Consider the following 16,121-nt stretch of genomic DNA (forward strand, 5'->3'; position numbering starts at 1 on the left):
TGAGGGGAGTCACGGCTTTACTAGCAACGATGCACCAAGCTTGCTGTTTCTGTATCAAGATCAAGTTCTTCAATCTTCATCAGTACACACCCCCTTTACCAATAACTAGATATTATCACCAATATTGGAAAAGGACAAGTTATTTTTTGAAAATTTAGAATTTATATATAAATTGTGATTTTTCTTCCTTCTGCCCGGTTTATCCCGGCAGCCGGATGATGAACACGGAGCCTTTTCCCTGCTCACTTTTCACTTCAATTGTTCCGTTATGGCTGTCGATAATGGTTTTTGTAATGGCAAGGCCCAGCCCCGCGCCGCCGGATTGACGGGATCGGGAGGTTTCCGCCCTGTAAAACCGGTCAAACAAATGAGGCACATGCTCCGGAGCGATTCCCGTTCCGTTATCCGCAATCATAAGCATGATTCCTCCGTCTTTCTGCAGGGAGACGGTGATGACACCCTTGTCTTCATCCGTATGCTGCACCGCATTGTAAAAGAGGTTGAGAATGACCTGCTTCATTTTGTCTTTGTCAAAAACGGCTTCTATCTTTTGATCGACAAAGAACTCGAGCTTCCGGTTTCTCGCGAGCAGCTTCAGCTGAGCCTCCATTTCCAAAATGACGTCTCCCAATGCGCCTTTTTTCATTTCAAAGCTCGGCACCCGGTCAATCTTCGCGAGAAACAGAAGATCCTCTATCAGCTTATTCGCCCTGGCGGATTCCGCGTACATGCTTTGAAGCGCTTTTTCTTTCTGCTCCGGCTTCTCCGCCGCTCCGCGCATTAACATTTCGATACAGCCGTGAATGGAGGTAAGCGGCGTTCTCAGCTCATGTGATGCGTCTGATATAAACTGCCGGATGCGCTCCTTCGCTTCTTTTTCCGCCTGAAAAGAGGATTCAATCCGTTCCAGCATCTGATTGATGGAGATACCCAATGACTCAATTTCGGCCTGCCTTTTATCAATCGGCAGCCGTTTATCGAGACTGCCGGCATGAATGTCACCCATCATACGCACAATGCGGGACAGCGGCTTGAGTGTGAGCCGGATCACCGGCAAAAACACAAACAGGCCGATGACCAAAGCCGCAAAGGAAAGCACCGCGAAAATGCTGATCTGGCGGAAAAGCGAATCATTCAGAGGCTGGGTCAGCGTGCTCATCTGCACAACTCCCGCCTGCCTTCCGTCAACGGAAATCGCCTGAAACACGACGATGATTTCCTGACCTGACTTATTGTGAGCCACCTGATAGTGAAGCGCCATGGTATCTGTCAGCGCATCCCGGTACACTTTTTTCGGGAAAGAAGGAGCGGCCCCCGCGTGCGGGTCTTCTGATAAAACAGACATCTTGTATGATTGATTGATAAAAGCAACCGTCAACCCGGGGTAAATCAAATTCGGATGAGCCGGTGTTTCGGAACGGGCAAGGGTTTTGATTGACCTCCATACGCTTTGATCCATTGAATTGATATCACTCTGAATGCTGATCGCCTGATTTTCATACATCGTCCGTGTCATAAACATGTACTGAGTGCCGCCGATGAAACATAACAGCAAAGCCAAAATCGCCAGTGACCTGAACAGGAGCTGGAACCGCAGGGTTCTGTACAGCCGTTTCATGCCAGATCCACCCTGTACCCGGCGCCCCGAACCGTGCGAATCACCTTGTGTTCTTTGTCCTTCAGCTTTTCGCGCAGAGAACGGATGTACACCTCGACGATATTGTCTTCCCCGAGGACCGTTCCGTAATGAAGCCCCATCGTTAAAGAATCAATGAGTGCAGACTCGCCGTCTGCACTCAGCTTGATGCCTTTCAACTTTTCCATGATGCAGTCTCTCCTTAGATGTATCAGCCTGTGTTTATTTTTTTCGCTTCCCCTTCTATTATTCGCTTTTATCTGAAACAAAACGGAATCTAAGCTGAATTGGTGAAAGGAAACGCTGAAAACGGAGCCATCTGCAAATAAAAATCATTATCTGCCGCTTCAATTCAGCAGCAGCAGTCTGTTTCAATCACAAAGTTCTAAGTTCACGTCTGCCTTTTTCTAAAAATACCCATTTTTAACTGAACGTGTTGTGACCCGCATTCAGTTCTTTTTTATGGCTTCTGAAAAAAGGCATAAAAAAAGCGCCCTGAAAAAGGACGTTTAATATGACATGTTTCATGTTCTTAAATTCTGCATTCTAAAATAATTCTTCCTTCACATTCACCTTCAATTTCATTCAATACGATGATCACATCAGCCGTTTTCATGTGTTTCACCTCCCGTTTTCATAATAGTATAATATTAACAAATAAATCAATAAAAAACAGCCCGGATGTCCGGGCTGTTTTTTTATTTCTGTAATCGATCCGCTTCTGTCAGTTTGACTTCCGCTGTTTTTTTCTTTCCCGAACGGTAGAACGTGATGTTCACACGGTCGCCGATCTTTTTGCGATACAGACGCTCACGGAGATCAACAACGTCATTGACCTTATGTCCGTCGAACCCGGTAATCACGTCGAGCTTTTTCAAACCCGCTTTTCCGGCCGGTGAAAACGCGTCGACACCCATAATGACCGCCCCGGTTTTAACGCCTTTCGGAAGTTTCAGCGTCTGGCTCCAATGGTAGCTCGCAATATCCGTTAAGGATTTCATCTCAATACCGAGGAAAGGCCGTCTGACTTCTCCGTATTTTTCTAAATCCTGAATAACGGGAATGACAAGCTTTGACGGGATGGACAGGCCGATTCCTTCAACGGCGGATTCAGCGATCTTCATTGAGTTGATGCCGACCACCTTGCCCGATATATCCATCAAAGCGCCGCCGCTGTTGCCAGGGTTAATCGCGGCATCGGTCTGCAGCACTTCCGCATTCCAATCCGGCTGTCCGTCGCCGTTTGAGTCAACGGGCACTGCCCTTTCCGTGCCTGAAATGATCCCCTGTGTCACTGATCCCGCAAATTCAAGCCCGAGCGGATTTCCGATCGCAATGACCGGTTCTCCGACTTTGACCTGATCGGAATTGCCGAACTGGGCGGCCGATTTGATTTTATCAGATTTCACCTTCAGCACGGCGAGATCCATCAGACGGTCGCTCCCGATCAGCTCAGCAGGCACGCGTGAGCCATCCTTCAGGCTGATCTCAATCTCAGTCGCACCTTCAATGACATGGTGATTGGTTACGATATAAGAAGTGTTTCCGTTCTTTTTGTAAATGACGCCGGACCCGCTTCCCGCTTCGCCGCCCTCTCCCCAAATATCGGTCTTTTGGATATTGAGAACGCCGACTACCGAATCCGATACACGGCTGACCATATTCGTGACAGCGTCATTGACATTTACGTTAACTGTTTTCACCTGTTCGCTGCCGAGACGCTGGCTGGTGCTTTTGCTGCTTTCCCCATGGTCTCCGCCTGTCCAGTACGGCAGCAGGAATGCCATGAGCGCGGTCCCGACGATGACGCCGATCAGACTTGATAGAAAGTACCCTCTCTTGCTGCGGCGGGGCTGTTCGGAGGCGTACTGTTCATCATCGCGATTATAATCCACCCTATCTCAAATCCTTTCAAGAGTACTCGATTTGCTTATAGTGTGGGTCAGATCGCGGATTAATAATCATGATTCATTTGGAAAAATTACACGGCGCACAGCGGCGTCGGGATTTTCGGATCGGTATCAAATAACTGAAACGTTTCCCCGGCGACAAATCCTTTCGCAGCCAATGTCTGCTGCACGGACATTCTCGCCAGTTCCTTCATATTGTTGTCTTGGCTCAGATGCGCCAAATAGATGCGCGATGTGCCGTCGCCGATGACATCAGTCATGGCGAGCGCCGCATCTTCATTGGAGACGTGGCCGACATCGCTTAAAATCCGCCGCTTAATGCTCCATGGGTATCTGCCCATTTGCAGCATGCCGACATCATGGTTGCTTTCAAACACAAACACATTGGCCGAACGGATAATGCCTTTCATTCTGTCGCTCACATACCCGGTGTCCGTCATCAGCGCGAGCTTTCTGCCTTGGTAGTGGAAAACATAAAACATCGGCTCGGCCGCGTCATGAGAGACGCCGAATGACTCAACATCAAGCCCGCCGAAGGATTTCACGCTTTCCATCGGGAACAGAAACTTTTGTCCGGTATCCAGCTTGCCGATCTGATTCTCCATCGCTTTCCACGTCTTTTCATTGGCGTAGACGGGAAGTCCGTACTTTCTCGCAATGACGCCGAGCCCTTTAATATGGTCGCTGTGCTCGTGAGTGACAAAGATGCCGTCGACGTCGTCTATCTTGCGGCCGATTCTCTCCATCAGCCCGTCCATCGCTTTACCGCTCAGGCCGGCATCTACCAGAAAAGAGTGCTCATCTGTCTCCAGATAAAACGCGTTTCCGGTACTCCCGCTCGCAAGCACGCTAAATTGCAAGCCCATTGTGTCTCACTCCATTATTTATTTTGATTGTTATCAATGACTGTGCTTTCCAATGCATTCACAGTGTACGTTTGCTGTGTCTTTTTCTTCGTCCCTTTTGACTTATCTTCAATTGTAATTCTCCATACCGGCGCCAGCACCTGCGTACTTGTCAGCGGATATTGGGCAATATAGCCGAACTTAACGCTTTTAACGGCGCAATTCGCTTTTAAGTAATTTTGAGAATACAATAATTCGACCGCATCAAGCTCAGGAATCAGGCTCTCCGTCTGGATTCGCTTGAATGACTCCAGCATGGTCTGCTCGTAAGATACGACCTCGTTTTTATCGTTCAGATGCAGAATCACCTGTCCGATCGCATCCGTGGACGAGTCAAAATCCTGATAAATCAACTGGCCGTCATACATCTGGTAAAAAATGATCTGTTTTTTATCCTTGTCGACTTTCCACAGTTTATATTTTTCACCGCCGGTTATTTTAGAGCTGACGAGCGATTCCGCATCCTCCTGCGGTTTTTGCTTCGATAAACCGACCGGATCGGTAAATTTCATTTTCAGTGTGGTAACCTTGTGATCATCCGCCGGCATCTCCATTAAAGGCTTTTGATCTTTCAAAGCATCAATATCTTCGGCGGTAAATACCTTTTGGCCCGCCGTCAGCCGGTAGCCCGTCGCGGAATCAGAAGACAGGTTGCCGAAAGTGATATGATCCATCTCCATGTCTTTTTCCACGTTTGAATTTTTAATCACTTCGTATTCACTGCTCGAGCGTTTTTCAAAAAACTGATAGCCGAGAAAAATATCAAGGATGAGGAAGGCAATGATGAAGATCGTTTTTGTCTTATTCCACTCCATTATCGTCCTCCTCCTTCCCCAGCAGATCTTTCGTAATCGGAACGATCTTCCCGTTGATTTTCATACTCCAGACGGGTTCCAGTTCAACGAGATCATTCGTTGATGAAGAGACCATTTGATAGGCCAGGAAGATCTGGTCGATTTTATTCACGTCGTATTTATCCTGCTGCTCCAGCAGAGACACAACCTCATTGCCGTTCATCATTTTTACGTCTTTTGTTTTAATCGGATTCGGTCCGAGAACATAGTTCGGCCGCTTGTAGCTGAGAACCTCGTCATTGGCCCATTGCAGGGTCAAAACGGGTCCGGATCCGAAAGGCTTAGACGTGCTGTTAATTACAGGCATTTGGTCTTTAAACATGTAGAAACTCAGCTGTTGGTTATCACTCACATTGAAAAATTGATAATGATCCGTCCAGCTTCCCGTATCCTCTAAATATTTATAGCTTTTCTTAATCAGCTCCCCTGTTTGATAAGAAGCGCTTTGTGCCAGGTTCCGATGTTGGAATTGAATCTGCCGCTGTGTCGAATTGATTTCCAGACGGCTGATTCCGTCAGTCAGCACATTCCGATTATAATTCGGGTCTTCTCTGACCGTGCTCGGATCATTAAAAAGCGTCTGCTTAAACAGGTTCGTCTTAATGGTTTCAGTGATAAATTCTTTTTCCTTCATATTAAATCGCGCATTCGGCATGAGAAATTCTTTGCTTTTTCCGACCGAATAGAGGTGGTATAACGGCATACTCGACTTTTTGCTGTACAGCTCATTCATCAGATTGCGGTAATTCGCCGATTCCACAGTCACTTCCAAAATCAGCTGCTTGCTGTATGAGACCATGTAAATCTTTTTATTTGTCTTATTCTCATTAAACGGAATGACAATATGGTCAAATGAGCTGTATTCCATTGACGGATTCGACCATTTAAACATTGTTTGGAAGAAATCAATCGGAATGGTGTCATTGAATTGCAGATCGAGCTTTGCCGAATTGCCGTTTCTGCCGTAAAGCCAATTTTTAAAACCGAGCTTGTCGTATTGATCGGAAATATCCTTCATCCCTTTTACTTCCCATTGCGGCAAATCCGCCCATAGGTCATTAAAGAGCGTCTCATCATCCACTTTGTAATGAGAGCCGTTTGTATGAATAAACATATCCCGGGGTTTTACCGTTTGCGCTACTTTTTGACTCGTTTTATCAATTTTATGCTTTTCCCGGACAGTCGATTTGGTTGAGGCCGTGCCTTCTGAAAAATTGGGCTGGAATGTCCAAATTCCCCATGTTAAAACAAGACTAATGACGACCAGCACTGACAGTATGACTGTTTTTATATTTTCACGCCTCATCCCAATCATCCTCTTGCTCTTCTTTATATGGAAGAGTAAATGTAATCTTCGTTCCTTTGCCTTCTACACTGTCGGCCCAAATGTCTCCGCCGTGCGCCTGAACCATCTCTTTTGCAATCGCAAGGCCGAGCCCGGTGCCGCCGAGTTTTCTCGTGCGCGCTTTATCCACTCTGTAGAAACGGTCAAAGACTTTTTCCACATCTTTTTTCGGAATGCCGATACCTTCATCTTTTACGCTGATATAAAGCAGCTCTTCTTTCTCATTCACATCGACTGAGAAAGTGACATGTCCGCCTTCCGGTGAGTATTTCAGTGCGTTAGAAATGATATTATCGAGAACCTGCGTCACTTTATCCTGATCAATCTCCACGTACAGATTTCTGTCCGGAAGCTCGCGGATAAATTCGACATGCTGTTCTTTTGTCATTTCAAAACGGTCAATAATCAGTGACATAAAGCGGATCATATGAATCCACTCCCGATTAAACTGATAATCTTTGCTGTCGAATTTAGAAAGCTGAAGCAGGTCGTTCACCAATCTGATCATGCGCTCAGTCTCATTTTGGGTCACCATTAGGAAACGCGGAGCGATATCTTTATTTTCCCACGCGCCTTCTGCAAGCGCCTCTAAATAGCTTCGCATGGTCGTCAGCGGTGTCCGCAGCTCATGAGACACGTTGGCAACGAACTCTCTGCGTTCCCGATCGAGTTTTTCCTGTTCGGTGACATCATAAAGAACCGCGATTAAACCGTCGATTTTTCCGTGCTCTCTCTGAATAACGGAAAAATTCACCCGCAGTACAGTCGTTTCATCGTCACGTTCGATCTCCAGCAGCATTGAATCCTGCTGTTCTACTAAATCCTCAAATGTAAAGTTCTCTTTTATGCCTAATAAAGACGTAATCGGCATCTCTAAAGCCGTTTCACGTGAAACATTCAGCAGCTCAAGCGCAGGGCTGTTTAAAAGAATAATAGCTCCATTGCGATTCGTTGCGATGACGCCGTCTGTCATATACGCGATAACGGATGAAAGCTTTCTTCTCTCCCCTTCCGTCATGGCTTGGGCATCTTCAAGCTCTCTCGTCAGATGGTTGAACGTCGTTGCGAGCTGACCGATTTCATCATGCCCGTATTTCCGCACCTTTCTGGAGAAATTCCCTTTTGCCAGTTCCATCGCCTGCTTACGCATATCCGACAGCGGATGGGTAATGGTGCGGGCGAGAAATATACCGAGAAGAGCCGTCAGAACAAGGGCTAAGCCTGTTCCAGAAGCAAGAATCGAGTTGACGGTTTTCATCTGGTTAAAGGTATCTTCCATACTGGCCACGACATATATCGCGCCGACAACTTCCTGATTCTCTGTGACGACAGGTTTTGCTGAAATCAGCACTCTGTTTTTGCTTTTAGGATCATAATATTTTTTTGAATAGGCCTGTTTTGTTGAGAAAATCCGTTTAAAAATCGGATCAGTCGTCTGTTTCCCCGCTATTTCCTCACCATAAGGCCTCGAGGAACCGACGACCTCATAGCTTTTATCAACAAATGTAATCTCCCGTATTTCATTGTTTTTCGTAAAATCATTCAAAATCCGTTTGACGTCATCTTTAATGACGGTGCTGTCATTATCTCCTTTATATTCCTGCTCAATATAATAGGATAGATTGTCAATGCGCTGATTTAACGATAATTCATAGGACTTGAGAAGAGAATTCTCCACCTGTTTCACAAAGTACACGCCGATAATCTGCATGGCGATGATAATGAGAAGCACATAGATCAGCGTGATCTTAAATTGAATCGACCGAAAAAAACCAACCTTATTCATCGCCGGTTAGTCCTGTTCAGGGTTTCTCAAGTAATAACCGACACCCCGTCTTGTGACGATCCAGTTCGGATGGCTCGGATTATCCTCGATTTTCTCACGAAGACGGCGCACTGTTACATCCACCGTTCTCACGTCACCGAAATAGTCATAGCCCCACACAGTCTGCAGAAGATGCTCACGCGTCATGACCTGTCCGATATGTTTGGCTAAGTAATGAAGCAATTCAAACTCACGATGAGTCAGCTCGATCGTTTCTTCTCTTTTTGATACGACATAAGCGTCAGGGAAGATGACGAGAGAACCGATATGAATGTCATTAGAAGCTGATTCTTCCTCAGCCGGCGCAACCGTAAGCTGGCGGCGCAGGTTCGCTTTGACGCGGGCCAGAAGCTCACGCGTGCTGAAAGGCTTCGTGACATAGTCATCCGCTCCGATTTCAAGCCCGATGACCTTGTCAATCTCCGAGTCTTTTGCCGTCAGCATAATAATCGGCATATCATATTTTTTCCGGACTTCCCGGCACACTTCAACTCCGTCTTTATTCGGAAGCATAATATCTAAAAGAATTAAATCAGGCTGAAGCTCCTCCACCATTTCCACGGCTTCGTTTCCGTCGTACGCACAATGCACGTCATAGCCTTCTTTTCTTAAATTAAACTCTAATATATCTGCAATCGGTTTTTCATCATCGACTACAAGGATTTTCTTATCCATCATCTTGATTTTCCTCCTGCCAGAATGACTTCATTTCATCTATTGATGTTTCATGATGATCACAATTCGGATCGTGAAAAACGTTCCCCGTCTATTATAACGGTTTCAGGTCAAAAGATAAAAAAATTAAAGAGAACAGCGCAAAAACGTATTGAACTGCCATCCTTTTGTCATGTTTTTTATTTTCTTTTAAAAAATAATATTTTTTTGAAACCTCACGAAAAAAAACGCCGTCTAGTGTTTGACGTCTTCTTCTGGGCCGGCTGAAAAGCCGGCTCTCCCTTTTTTTATAACAAAAGAAAAAACGCACCTACTATTGCAGATGCGTTTGGGTAAGTGGCTCGGGACGGAATCGAACCGCCGACACACGGATTTTCAGTCCGTTGCTCTACCAACTGAGCTACCGAGCCAGATGTTTCTTTTCTATACTATAAAGTAAAGTAAAATGGCGGTCCGGACGGGACTCGAACCCGCGACCTCCTGCGTGACAGGCAGGCATTCTAACCAACTGAACTACCGGACCTTACAGTAATTTGTCCGGAGAGCCGTATCGTGGCGGCCCTCCGAGGACAAATAAGGAGTTAGCAATAACGCTAAAGTAAATCAATGACCCGTACGGGATTCGAACCCGTGTTACCGCCGTGAAAGGGCGGTGTCTTAACCGCTTGACCAACGGGCCATAAAAAGTGGTGAGCCATGAAGGACTCGAACCTTCGACCCTCTGATTAAAAGTCAGATGCTCTACCAACTGAGCTAATGGCTCCTGATGTGTCGGATTATGTATCATAGAGCATTCAGACAAAAGCTTTCTTGCAGTACTCTATTGAAGCTGTTCCGTAACAACGAGATTTATAATATCATAGAACATTCGAAAGTGGCAACTACTTTTTTGAAAAAAATCTATTATTTTTTTCCTACATAAAAAAACAAGCCTCCGTGACCGGAGGCTTGTTTGCTGCAAATTCTTAGTTAGCGCGGTATACACTGCGGATGACGTTCGTTTGTGAACGGTCGGGACCGACAGAGAAAATAGAAAGCGGAATACCTGTCAGCTGAGACACGCGTTCCAGATAATGGCGCGCATTTTCAGGAAGATCGCTTAATGTTTTTGCGCCTGTGATATCTTCCGTCCAGCCAGGCATTTCTTCATATACCGGTTCACACTCTGCGAGAGCTTTCAGACTTGCCGGGAATTCTTCAATCACTTCACCTTTGTAGCGGTAAGCGACACAGATTTTCAATGTTTCAATGCCAGTCAGCACATCGATTGAGTTCAGAGAAAGATCTGTGATTCCGCTGACGCGGCGGGCGTGGCGGACAACAACGCTGTCAAACCAGCCGACACGGCGCGGACGGCCTGTCGTTGTGCCGTATTCGCGTCCGACTTCACGGATTTGATCCCCGATTTCATCTTTCAGCTCAGTCGGAAAAGGACCGTCACCGACACGGGTTGTGTACGCTTTAGATACACCGACGACGTGCTGGATTTTTGTCGGGCCTACGCCTGAACCGATCGTCACCCCTCCGGCGACCGGGTTGGATGAAGTGACAAACGGGTATGTCCCTTGGTCAATATCAAGCATAACCCCTTGAGCGCCTTCAAATAAAACGCGGCGGCCTTCATCCAGCGCGTCATTTAAGACGACGGATGTATCGCATACATACTTTTTAATCTGCTGGCCGTATTCATAATACTCATCCAGAATATCTTCAATTTTGAAGCCTTCTGTTTCATACATTTTTTCAAGCAGACGGTTTTTCTCTTCTAGGTTCCGTTCAAGCTTTTCTGCAAACACGTCACGATCTAGCAGGTCTGCGATCCGGATGCCGATCCGCGCCGCTTTGTCCATATAAGCAGGTCCGATGCCTTTTTTCGTTGTGCCGATCTTATTGGCCCCTTTGCGTTCTTCCTCTACTTCATCCAGTTTCAGATGGTATGGAAGAATGACGTGGGCTCTGTTGCTGATTCTCAAGTTATCCGTGCTCACATTGCGTTCATGAAGATACGCAAGCTCTGTTATGAGCGCTTTCGGATCAACAACCATTCCGTTCCCGATGACACACGCTTTTTCTTTATAAAAAATTCCTGATGGGATTAAATGAAGCTTGTACGTGACGCCATCAAACTTGATGGTATGTCCTGCATTGTTTCCGCCTTGATAACGTGCGATCACTTCTGCATTTTCTGATAGGAAATCTGTAATTTTACCTTTTCCTTCATCGCCCCACTGCGTACCTACTACGACTACTGAAGACATATATCCGTGCACCTCCGTTAACCTTTCAAAACGATATCTCATTCAAACAAATTAAGTGTATCAGTGCCGAAACAGAAAGTCAATCGTAAATCCGAACATTAAAATCTTATCAATCTATATTTGTTCGCCTTAAACATGATTAAAAGCGTTTTCTCTTTCATTTACTATCTATTACTCCTGAAACTTTCATGCTTTAACAAGAAAAAGAACCCGTAATCAGGGTTCTTCAGACAGTCATTTATATGCCGCTTGTATTCATCAGAACGACCCGCCAGCCGTCAGGATCTTCGATGGTCACGCCTTTTTCTTCCCAGTACGGGTTTTCGGGTGCTTTCTCCTCATATCCCATCTGCTTTAATTTCGTGCTGATGCGAATGACCTCCTGCTGATCCCGGATGTAAAAGACAAGCAGGCTGTCGCCGTGCGGAACGGGCGCCGGCTGAGACGAGCCGGTTTCTTCGGTGAATTCTAAGTGATATTGCGTATGCGGCAGGCCGAACATGACACCGCTGTAGCCTCTATGTCCGGAAAAGCTGCCGACCCTCTTCAGCCCGAGGCCCTCTTCATAAAATCTGATGATTTCCTTAAGCTGTCCGGTCGGCCGGGCAATCCGGATTTGCGCCGCTTGAAATTGCGGAAATTCAATTGTCATCATCATTCCTCCCTTAATTCCATTATATAAAAGCGCTTTCTTTTTTTCGTCTGCCGAACGGACGGCATTCTCTCATTCTTTCGGATGAAAAAAAGCCTCAAGACATTGCTTGAGGCTTTACGCACCTGCCGGAACACCGCCGTCATCAAAGCGCCTTTCCAGGTTTACGAACTTATTGTATTCTTTCACAAAAGCCAGTGAGACGGTGCCCACCGGGCCGTTACGCTGTTTGGCGATAATGATTTCGATGATGTTTTTGTTTTCGGATTCTTTATCATAGTAATCATCACGATACAGGAAGGCGACGATGTCGGCATCCTGCTCAATACTTCCCGACTCACGGATATCTGACATCATCGGACGTTTATCCTGCCGCTGCTCAACACCCCGGGAGAGCTGAGACAGAGCGATGACCGGGACTTCAAGCTCCCGTGCCAGCGCTTTTAGCGCCCGTGAAATTTCCGATACCTCTTGCTGGCGGTTGTCGCTTGAACGGCCGCTTCCCTGAATGAGCTGCAAGTAGTCAATTAAAATCATGCCCAATCCGTTTTCCTGCTTCAGTCGGCGGCATTTTGAACGGATTTCGCTGACGCGGATGCCGGGGGTGTCATCTATAAAGATACCGCTGTTTGACAGGCTTCCCATCGCCATCGTCAGCTTGCCCCAATCTTCTTCCGTCAGATTTCCCGTTCTGAGATTTTGGGCGTTAATATTCCCTTCGGCGCAGAGCATACGCATGACAAGCTGCTCGGCACCCATCTCAAGACTGAATATCGCGACGCTCTCATCCGTTTTGGTGGCCACGTTTTGCGCAATATTTAAGGCGAACGCCGTTTTCCCCACAGACGGACGGGCCGCGACAATAATCAAATCATTTCGCTGAAACCCCGCTGTCATCCGGTCAAGCTCGATAAAACCGGTCGGAATCCCGGTAATATCGCCTTTTCGGTTGTGAAGCTGCTCAATGTTGTCATATGTTTGCACAAGCACGTCTTTAATATTTTGGAAGGCGCCCGAATTTTTTCGCTGCGCGACCTCCATAATCGTTTTTTCCGCATCGCTTAATAAATCTTCAACTTCATCCTCGCGCGTATACCCGTCTTGAGCGATTGAGGTCGCCGTTCTGATTAAACGGCGGAGAATCGATTTTTCCTCAACGATTTTCGCGTAATATTCTATATTAGCCGCTGTCGGAACGGAATTCGCGATGTCCGTCAGGTAAGAGACGCCTCCCACCTCTTCTAACAAATCGGTATTCGCAAGCTCTGACGTTACCGTGACCAAATCAACCGGTTCACCGCGGTCTCCGAGCACGAGCATGGCATTGTAAATTTTTTGATGTGACATTCTGTAGAAATCATCCGGAATCAACACTTCAGAAGCCAGTGTTAACGCAGACGGCTGTAAAAAAACAGCACCTAACACGGCCTGCTCAGCTTCTATGTTTTGCGGCGGCAGCCGATCATTCAGAAGGTCTGTCATGCTAAGCACCGTCCTCTCCTTAAAAAATATCCAAACTCCATTTTACCATTTCTCAAGAAAAAGAATAGAAAAACATCACTTTCCCTGTATTTGTCAAACAGCGGCTGCGTGTTTCACCATTCCGAATGCTGGGAAACAAATAAATAAATCGAAACCAGGAGGTAAGAAGGATGAAAACATATGCAGTAACACCCAATGTTGATGCGGACGGATGGTTTGTGAAGGTGGAAAATGTGGCGCCGACGGCTCTTTATACATCAAAGGACGCGGCGATCGAGAAAGCGGAGCAGACGGCTAAAGAGAACAGCCCGTCTAAGCTTGTCATTTATGATCAGCATAAAAACATTGAAGAAGAACGGTCCTTTTAAGAAAAGCCTTCGCCCGAGCGAGGGCTTTTCTTATTCGATGAAACGGATGTGCAGCACCGTCTGCGCCATGAGATCGGCCGTTTTTTGATACAGCTCCCATTCTTCACAGGCGGCGAATACTTTCATCATGTCCTGCAATGTCTGTTTCAGTATGATAAATTCGTCAATTGTCCGCAGTTCTGCGGCTTTTTTCTGATAATCAGCCAGCTTCAGCTGTAATAACATCAATGGCGATTGCATAAAAAACCTCCCCCATTCTGTTATAAAGCCCCGCTTTTCAAACCTCCATTCCTTTGTCATATCCTCTTACGATAGATTTCTGATTTTAGTACAATAAAGAAACGGAAGGAGTGATCACATGAAACCGCTGCAAATTTCCGCCGAAACGGCGCAAAAACTCGCAGAATCACTGAATATGCCGCTTGAGAGAATCATGCACATGCCTCAGCACATTCTGCTTGCCAAATTAGCTGAAATCCAAAAAGAGAACGATCACAAATAAAGGCTGCTCTCTCATATATATGTGCGGGAGGCGGAAGCGATGGCTTTCCGCCTCTTTTTTCGCGGAGAAAATTTTGGTAAAACATTCTTTGAACGGAACCGATCCGATTTTAACCGTCTCACAGCTGAAAAAACTTGTTGACGAAGGAAAAGTGAAATATTTCTTATTATCCGGAAACAATTCAGGCAACACAAAGCTTGTCTCATGGATGAAAAAGAACGGCACAAAAATCTCAGCTGACCAATACAGCACCGGAAAAACAAGCTCAGCCCGGCAAGGAATGACGGGCGGCCCGGGCGGACAAAGTCAGCAGACTCTGTATGAGATGAAAAAATAGTTCGGAAAGAGGCTGGATAGTTAAACGCCGGCCTCTTTATTTTGCTCTTGAAGCACCTGCCATGCGGCGCCGGTATCATTCAGAAAAATGATTGATAAATACTTTCTATTTTTGAAACCATCAGTTCCTGACGCAGATGCCGGCCGGCATAGGAGCGCGCTTCTTTTCCAAGCCGTTCCCTGAGAGACTGATCCGTAATCAGCATTACGAGAGCATCAGCAAGTTCGCGGCTGTTGCCGGGCTGACAAATAAGCCCTGTGGCCTCATGCCGGATCATCTCAGGGATTCCTCCGCAGTCAGTTGCGACAATGGCTTGACCTGAGAACATCGCTTCGATGATCGCTATAGGGAAATTATCATTCAATGTCGGCAGGACAAATATAGATGATTCAGCCAAAAGCGCCGGCACATCACGTCGTTTTCCGAGGAAAAACACATTTGAGAGGCCCAGTTTCCGTCTCTTCTCTTCCAGAAACCCTCTCATGTTTCCGTCTCCGATGATCCATATATCAACTCCGGATAAATGGTGCCGGATGCGGGCGAGAGCGTCCAGCAGCACATCATGTCCTTTTCGCTCGGTCAGACGGGAAACGCACGCAATCACGAGCTTTTCAGCACGTTTTGACTCAGGGGCATCCTGAATGTCAATGCCGGTATGAACAGTCGTCAGCTGAGCCTCCTTCGCTCCGTACTCCAGCAAGGGCTCGTGAAAGGAGTCGCTGATTGTAATGATTTTATCCGAAGCCCGAATACCCTGCCTTTCTATTTCACTGAAATATGCCTCTTCTATTGAACCCTTTTGGATTTTATGAAACTTCATCCGGCTTTTCGTAAAATGTCCGTGCGGCGTGAAAAAAAGAGGACGCTGGTACGTTTGATTAAGGTATCCCAGCAAAAATACCGCAAATAAATCCTGCGCGTGAAACAGGTCATATTGTTCTAAGTCTTTCTCCTTCAAAAATCTTTGAAAGACATGTAAATAGCTGAGATTCTTCACAAACTTTTCGTTTGCGGCGCCGTATCTGCCAACAAGAAACGCTCTGATCTCGTCAGCGGCCCGCGGGATATCTTCCTGAAAAAAAGATGGCGGCATTTGAAGCGGCGAGATGACATCCGCCTGATGACCGATGCGCTCAAAACCCGTCTTAATTGACGTGATATAACTCGCCAACCCTCCGACATTCGGGTAACGGAGAAAGGTTGCGTACAGAATACGCAATGGCTTTTTTCGTTTGGGGGAGCTTTTTCCTTCCGCACAGAACGAATACAGCATCTCTGGCTCACTTTGATGTTCGATCCCGTAAAATTGATCCATGACGCGCAATAAGGCTGGAGGCACCAGACCGTTCGGCTTGCCGATCTCTTCTTTCAA

15 protein-coding genes, 4 tRNA genes and 1 pseudogene are annotated in these 16,121 nt (G+C 46.5%); 3 read left to right on the top strand and 17 right to left on the bottom strand.

The features are described from left to right. Positions 1-199: 199 nt before the first annotated feature. The 15 genes from JNUCC21_RS20945 to dnaB all read right to left on the bottom strand — a co-directional run bounded on the left by JNUCC21_RS20945 (position 200) and on the right by dnaB (position 13,542). Positions 200-1,618 carry a sensor histidine kinase gene (locus JNUCC21_RS20945; RefSeq protein ID WP_369878469.1) on the bottom strand — a complete coding sequence of 473 codons (1,419 nt, stop codon included), beginning with the start codon at positions 1,616-1,618 and terminating at the stop codon, positions 200-202. After that, positions 1,615-1,824: a winged helix-turn-helix domain-containing protein gene (locus tag JNUCC21_RS20950; protein WP_025285567.1), complete on the bottom strand. Its 210-nt coding sequence runs from the start codon at positions 1,822-1,824 to the stop codon at positions 1,615-1,617. The genes JNUCC21_RS20945 and JNUCC21_RS20950 overlap by 4 nt, the downstream gene beginning before the upstream one ends. Positions 1,825-2,334: 510 nt before the next feature. Then, the gene (locus JNUCC21_RS20955; RefSeq protein WP_369878470.1) at positions 2,335-3,531 is read right to left on the bottom strand and encodes a S1C family serine protease; all 1,197 of its coding nucleotides are present in this window, start codon (positions 3,529-3,531) and stop codon (positions 2,335-2,337) included. An 86-nt stretch (positions 3,532-3,617) separates the two neighbouring features. After that, positions 3,618-4,412, bottom strand: a complete 795-nt coding sequence (locus tag JNUCC21_RS20960) for an MBL fold metallo-hydrolase (RefSeq protein WP_007614969.1) — start codon at positions 4,410-4,412, stop codon at positions 3,618-3,620. Positions 4,413-4,426: 14 nt separating this feature from the next. Next, on the bottom strand, positions 4,427-5,266 hold the full coding sequence (locus JNUCC21_RS20965) for a two-component system regulatory protein YycI (protein WP_012118893.1): 840 nt from the start codon (positions 5,264-5,266) through the stop codon (positions 4,427-4,429). Beyond that, positions 5,253-6,611, bottom strand: a complete 1,359-nt coding sequence (gene yycH, locus JNUCC21_RS20970) for a two-component system activity regulator YycH (protein WP_025285568.1) — start codon at positions 6,609-6,611, stop codon at positions 5,253-5,255. The genes JNUCC21_RS20965 and yycH overlap by 14 nt, the downstream gene beginning before the upstream one ends. Then, positions 6,601-8,436, bottom strand: coding sequence for a cell wall metabolism sensor histidine kinase WalK (gene walK / locus JNUCC21_RS20975; RefSeq protein WP_004393106.1), 1,836 nt, complete (start codon positions 8,434-8,436; stop codon positions 6,601-6,603). Before walK ends, yycH begins: the two co-directional genes overlap by 11 nt. Before the next feature lie 6 nt (positions 8,437-8,442). Next, positions 8,443-9,150, bottom strand: coding sequence for a cell wall metabolism DNA-binding response regulator WalR (walR, locus tag JNUCC21_RS20980; protein WP_004393104.1), 708 nt, complete (start codon positions 9,148-9,150; stop codon positions 8,443-8,445). Positions 9,151-9,487: 337 nt separating this feature from the next. After that, positions 9,488-9,560, bottom strand: a tRNA-Phe gene (locus JNUCC21_RS20985). A gap of 36 nt (positions 9,561-9,596) precedes the next feature. Continuing rightward, positions 9,597-9,673, bottom strand: a tRNA-Asp gene (locus JNUCC21_RS20990). A gap of 84 nt (positions 9,674-9,757) precedes the next feature. Beyond that, positions 9,758-9,829, bottom strand: a tRNA-Glu gene (locus JNUCC21_RS20995). 8 nt (positions 9,830-9,837) lie between these two features. After that, positions 9,838-9,913: transfer RNA gene (locus JNUCC21_RS21000), tRNA-Lys, on the bottom strand. 202 nt (positions 9,914-10,115) lie between these two features. Continuing rightward, positions 10,116-11,408 carry an adenylosuccinate synthase gene (purA, locus tag JNUCC21_RS21005; protein WP_012118894.1) on the bottom strand — a complete coding sequence of 431 codons (1,293 nt, stop codon included), beginning with the start codon at positions 11,406-11,408 and terminating at the stop codon, positions 10,116-10,118. 238 nt (positions 11,409-11,646) lie between these two features. Then, positions 11,647-12,060 carry a VOC family protein gene (locus JNUCC21_RS21010; RefSeq protein ID WP_150941548.1) on the bottom strand — a complete coding sequence of 138 codons (414 nt, stop codon included), beginning with the start codon at positions 12,058-12,060 and terminating at the stop codon, positions 11,647-11,649. 117 nt (positions 12,061-12,177) lie between these two features. Next, positions 12,178-13,542 (bottom strand): replicative DNA helicase, encoded by a 1,365-nt coding sequence (dnaB, locus tag JNUCC21_RS21015; protein ID WP_004393100.1) that lies wholly within the window; start codon positions 13,540-13,542, stop codon positions 12,178-12,180. A gap of 170 nt (positions 13,543-13,712) precedes the next feature. On the opposite strand from dnaB, the gene JNUCC21_RS21020 reads away from it, so the two are divergent. Next, complete coding sequence (locus JNUCC21_RS21020; RefSeq protein WP_015418616.1) at positions 13,713-13,910, top strand: DUF2188 domain-containing protein; 198 nt, start codon at positions 13,713-13,715, stop codon at positions 13,908-13,910. 30 nt (positions 13,911-13,940) lie between these two features. Here the strand turns inward: JNUCC21_RS21020 and JNUCC21_RS21025 are convergent, their stop codons facing one another. After that, the gene (locus JNUCC21_RS21025) at positions 13,941-14,150 is read right to left on the bottom strand and encodes a hypothetical protein (protein ID WP_015418617.1); all 210 of its coding nucleotides are present in this window, start codon (positions 14,148-14,150) and stop codon (positions 13,941-13,943) included. Between the two features lie 118 nt (positions 14,151-14,268). Between JNUCC21_RS21025 and JNUCC21_RS21030 the strand changes: the two genes are divergently transcribed. After that, positions 14,269-14,412 carry a YycC family protein gene (locus tag JNUCC21_RS21030; RefSeq protein WP_014306172.1) on the top strand — a complete coding sequence of 48 codons (144 nt, stop codon included), beginning with the start codon at positions 14,269-14,271 and terminating at the stop codon, positions 14,410-14,412. A gap of 88 nt (positions 14,413-14,500) precedes the next feature. Then, positions 14,501-14,749: pseudogene (locus JNUCC21_RS21035) on the top strand (hypothetical protein); the annotation flags it as partial. 79 nt (positions 14,750-14,828) lie between these two features. Here the strand turns inward: JNUCC21_RS21035 and JNUCC21_RS21040 are convergent. Then, positions 14,829-16,121, bottom strand: a complete 1,293-nt coding sequence (locus tag JNUCC21_RS21040) for a glycosyltransferase family 4 protein (RefSeq protein ID WP_072589776.1) — start codon at positions 16,119-16,121, stop codon at positions 14,829-14,831.

The organism is Bacillus sp. JNUCC-21 (genome assembly GCF_041222765.1).
GTDB classification, from domain to species: Bacteria; Bacillota; Bacilli; order Bacillales; family Bacillaceae; genus Bacillus; species Bacillus velezensis.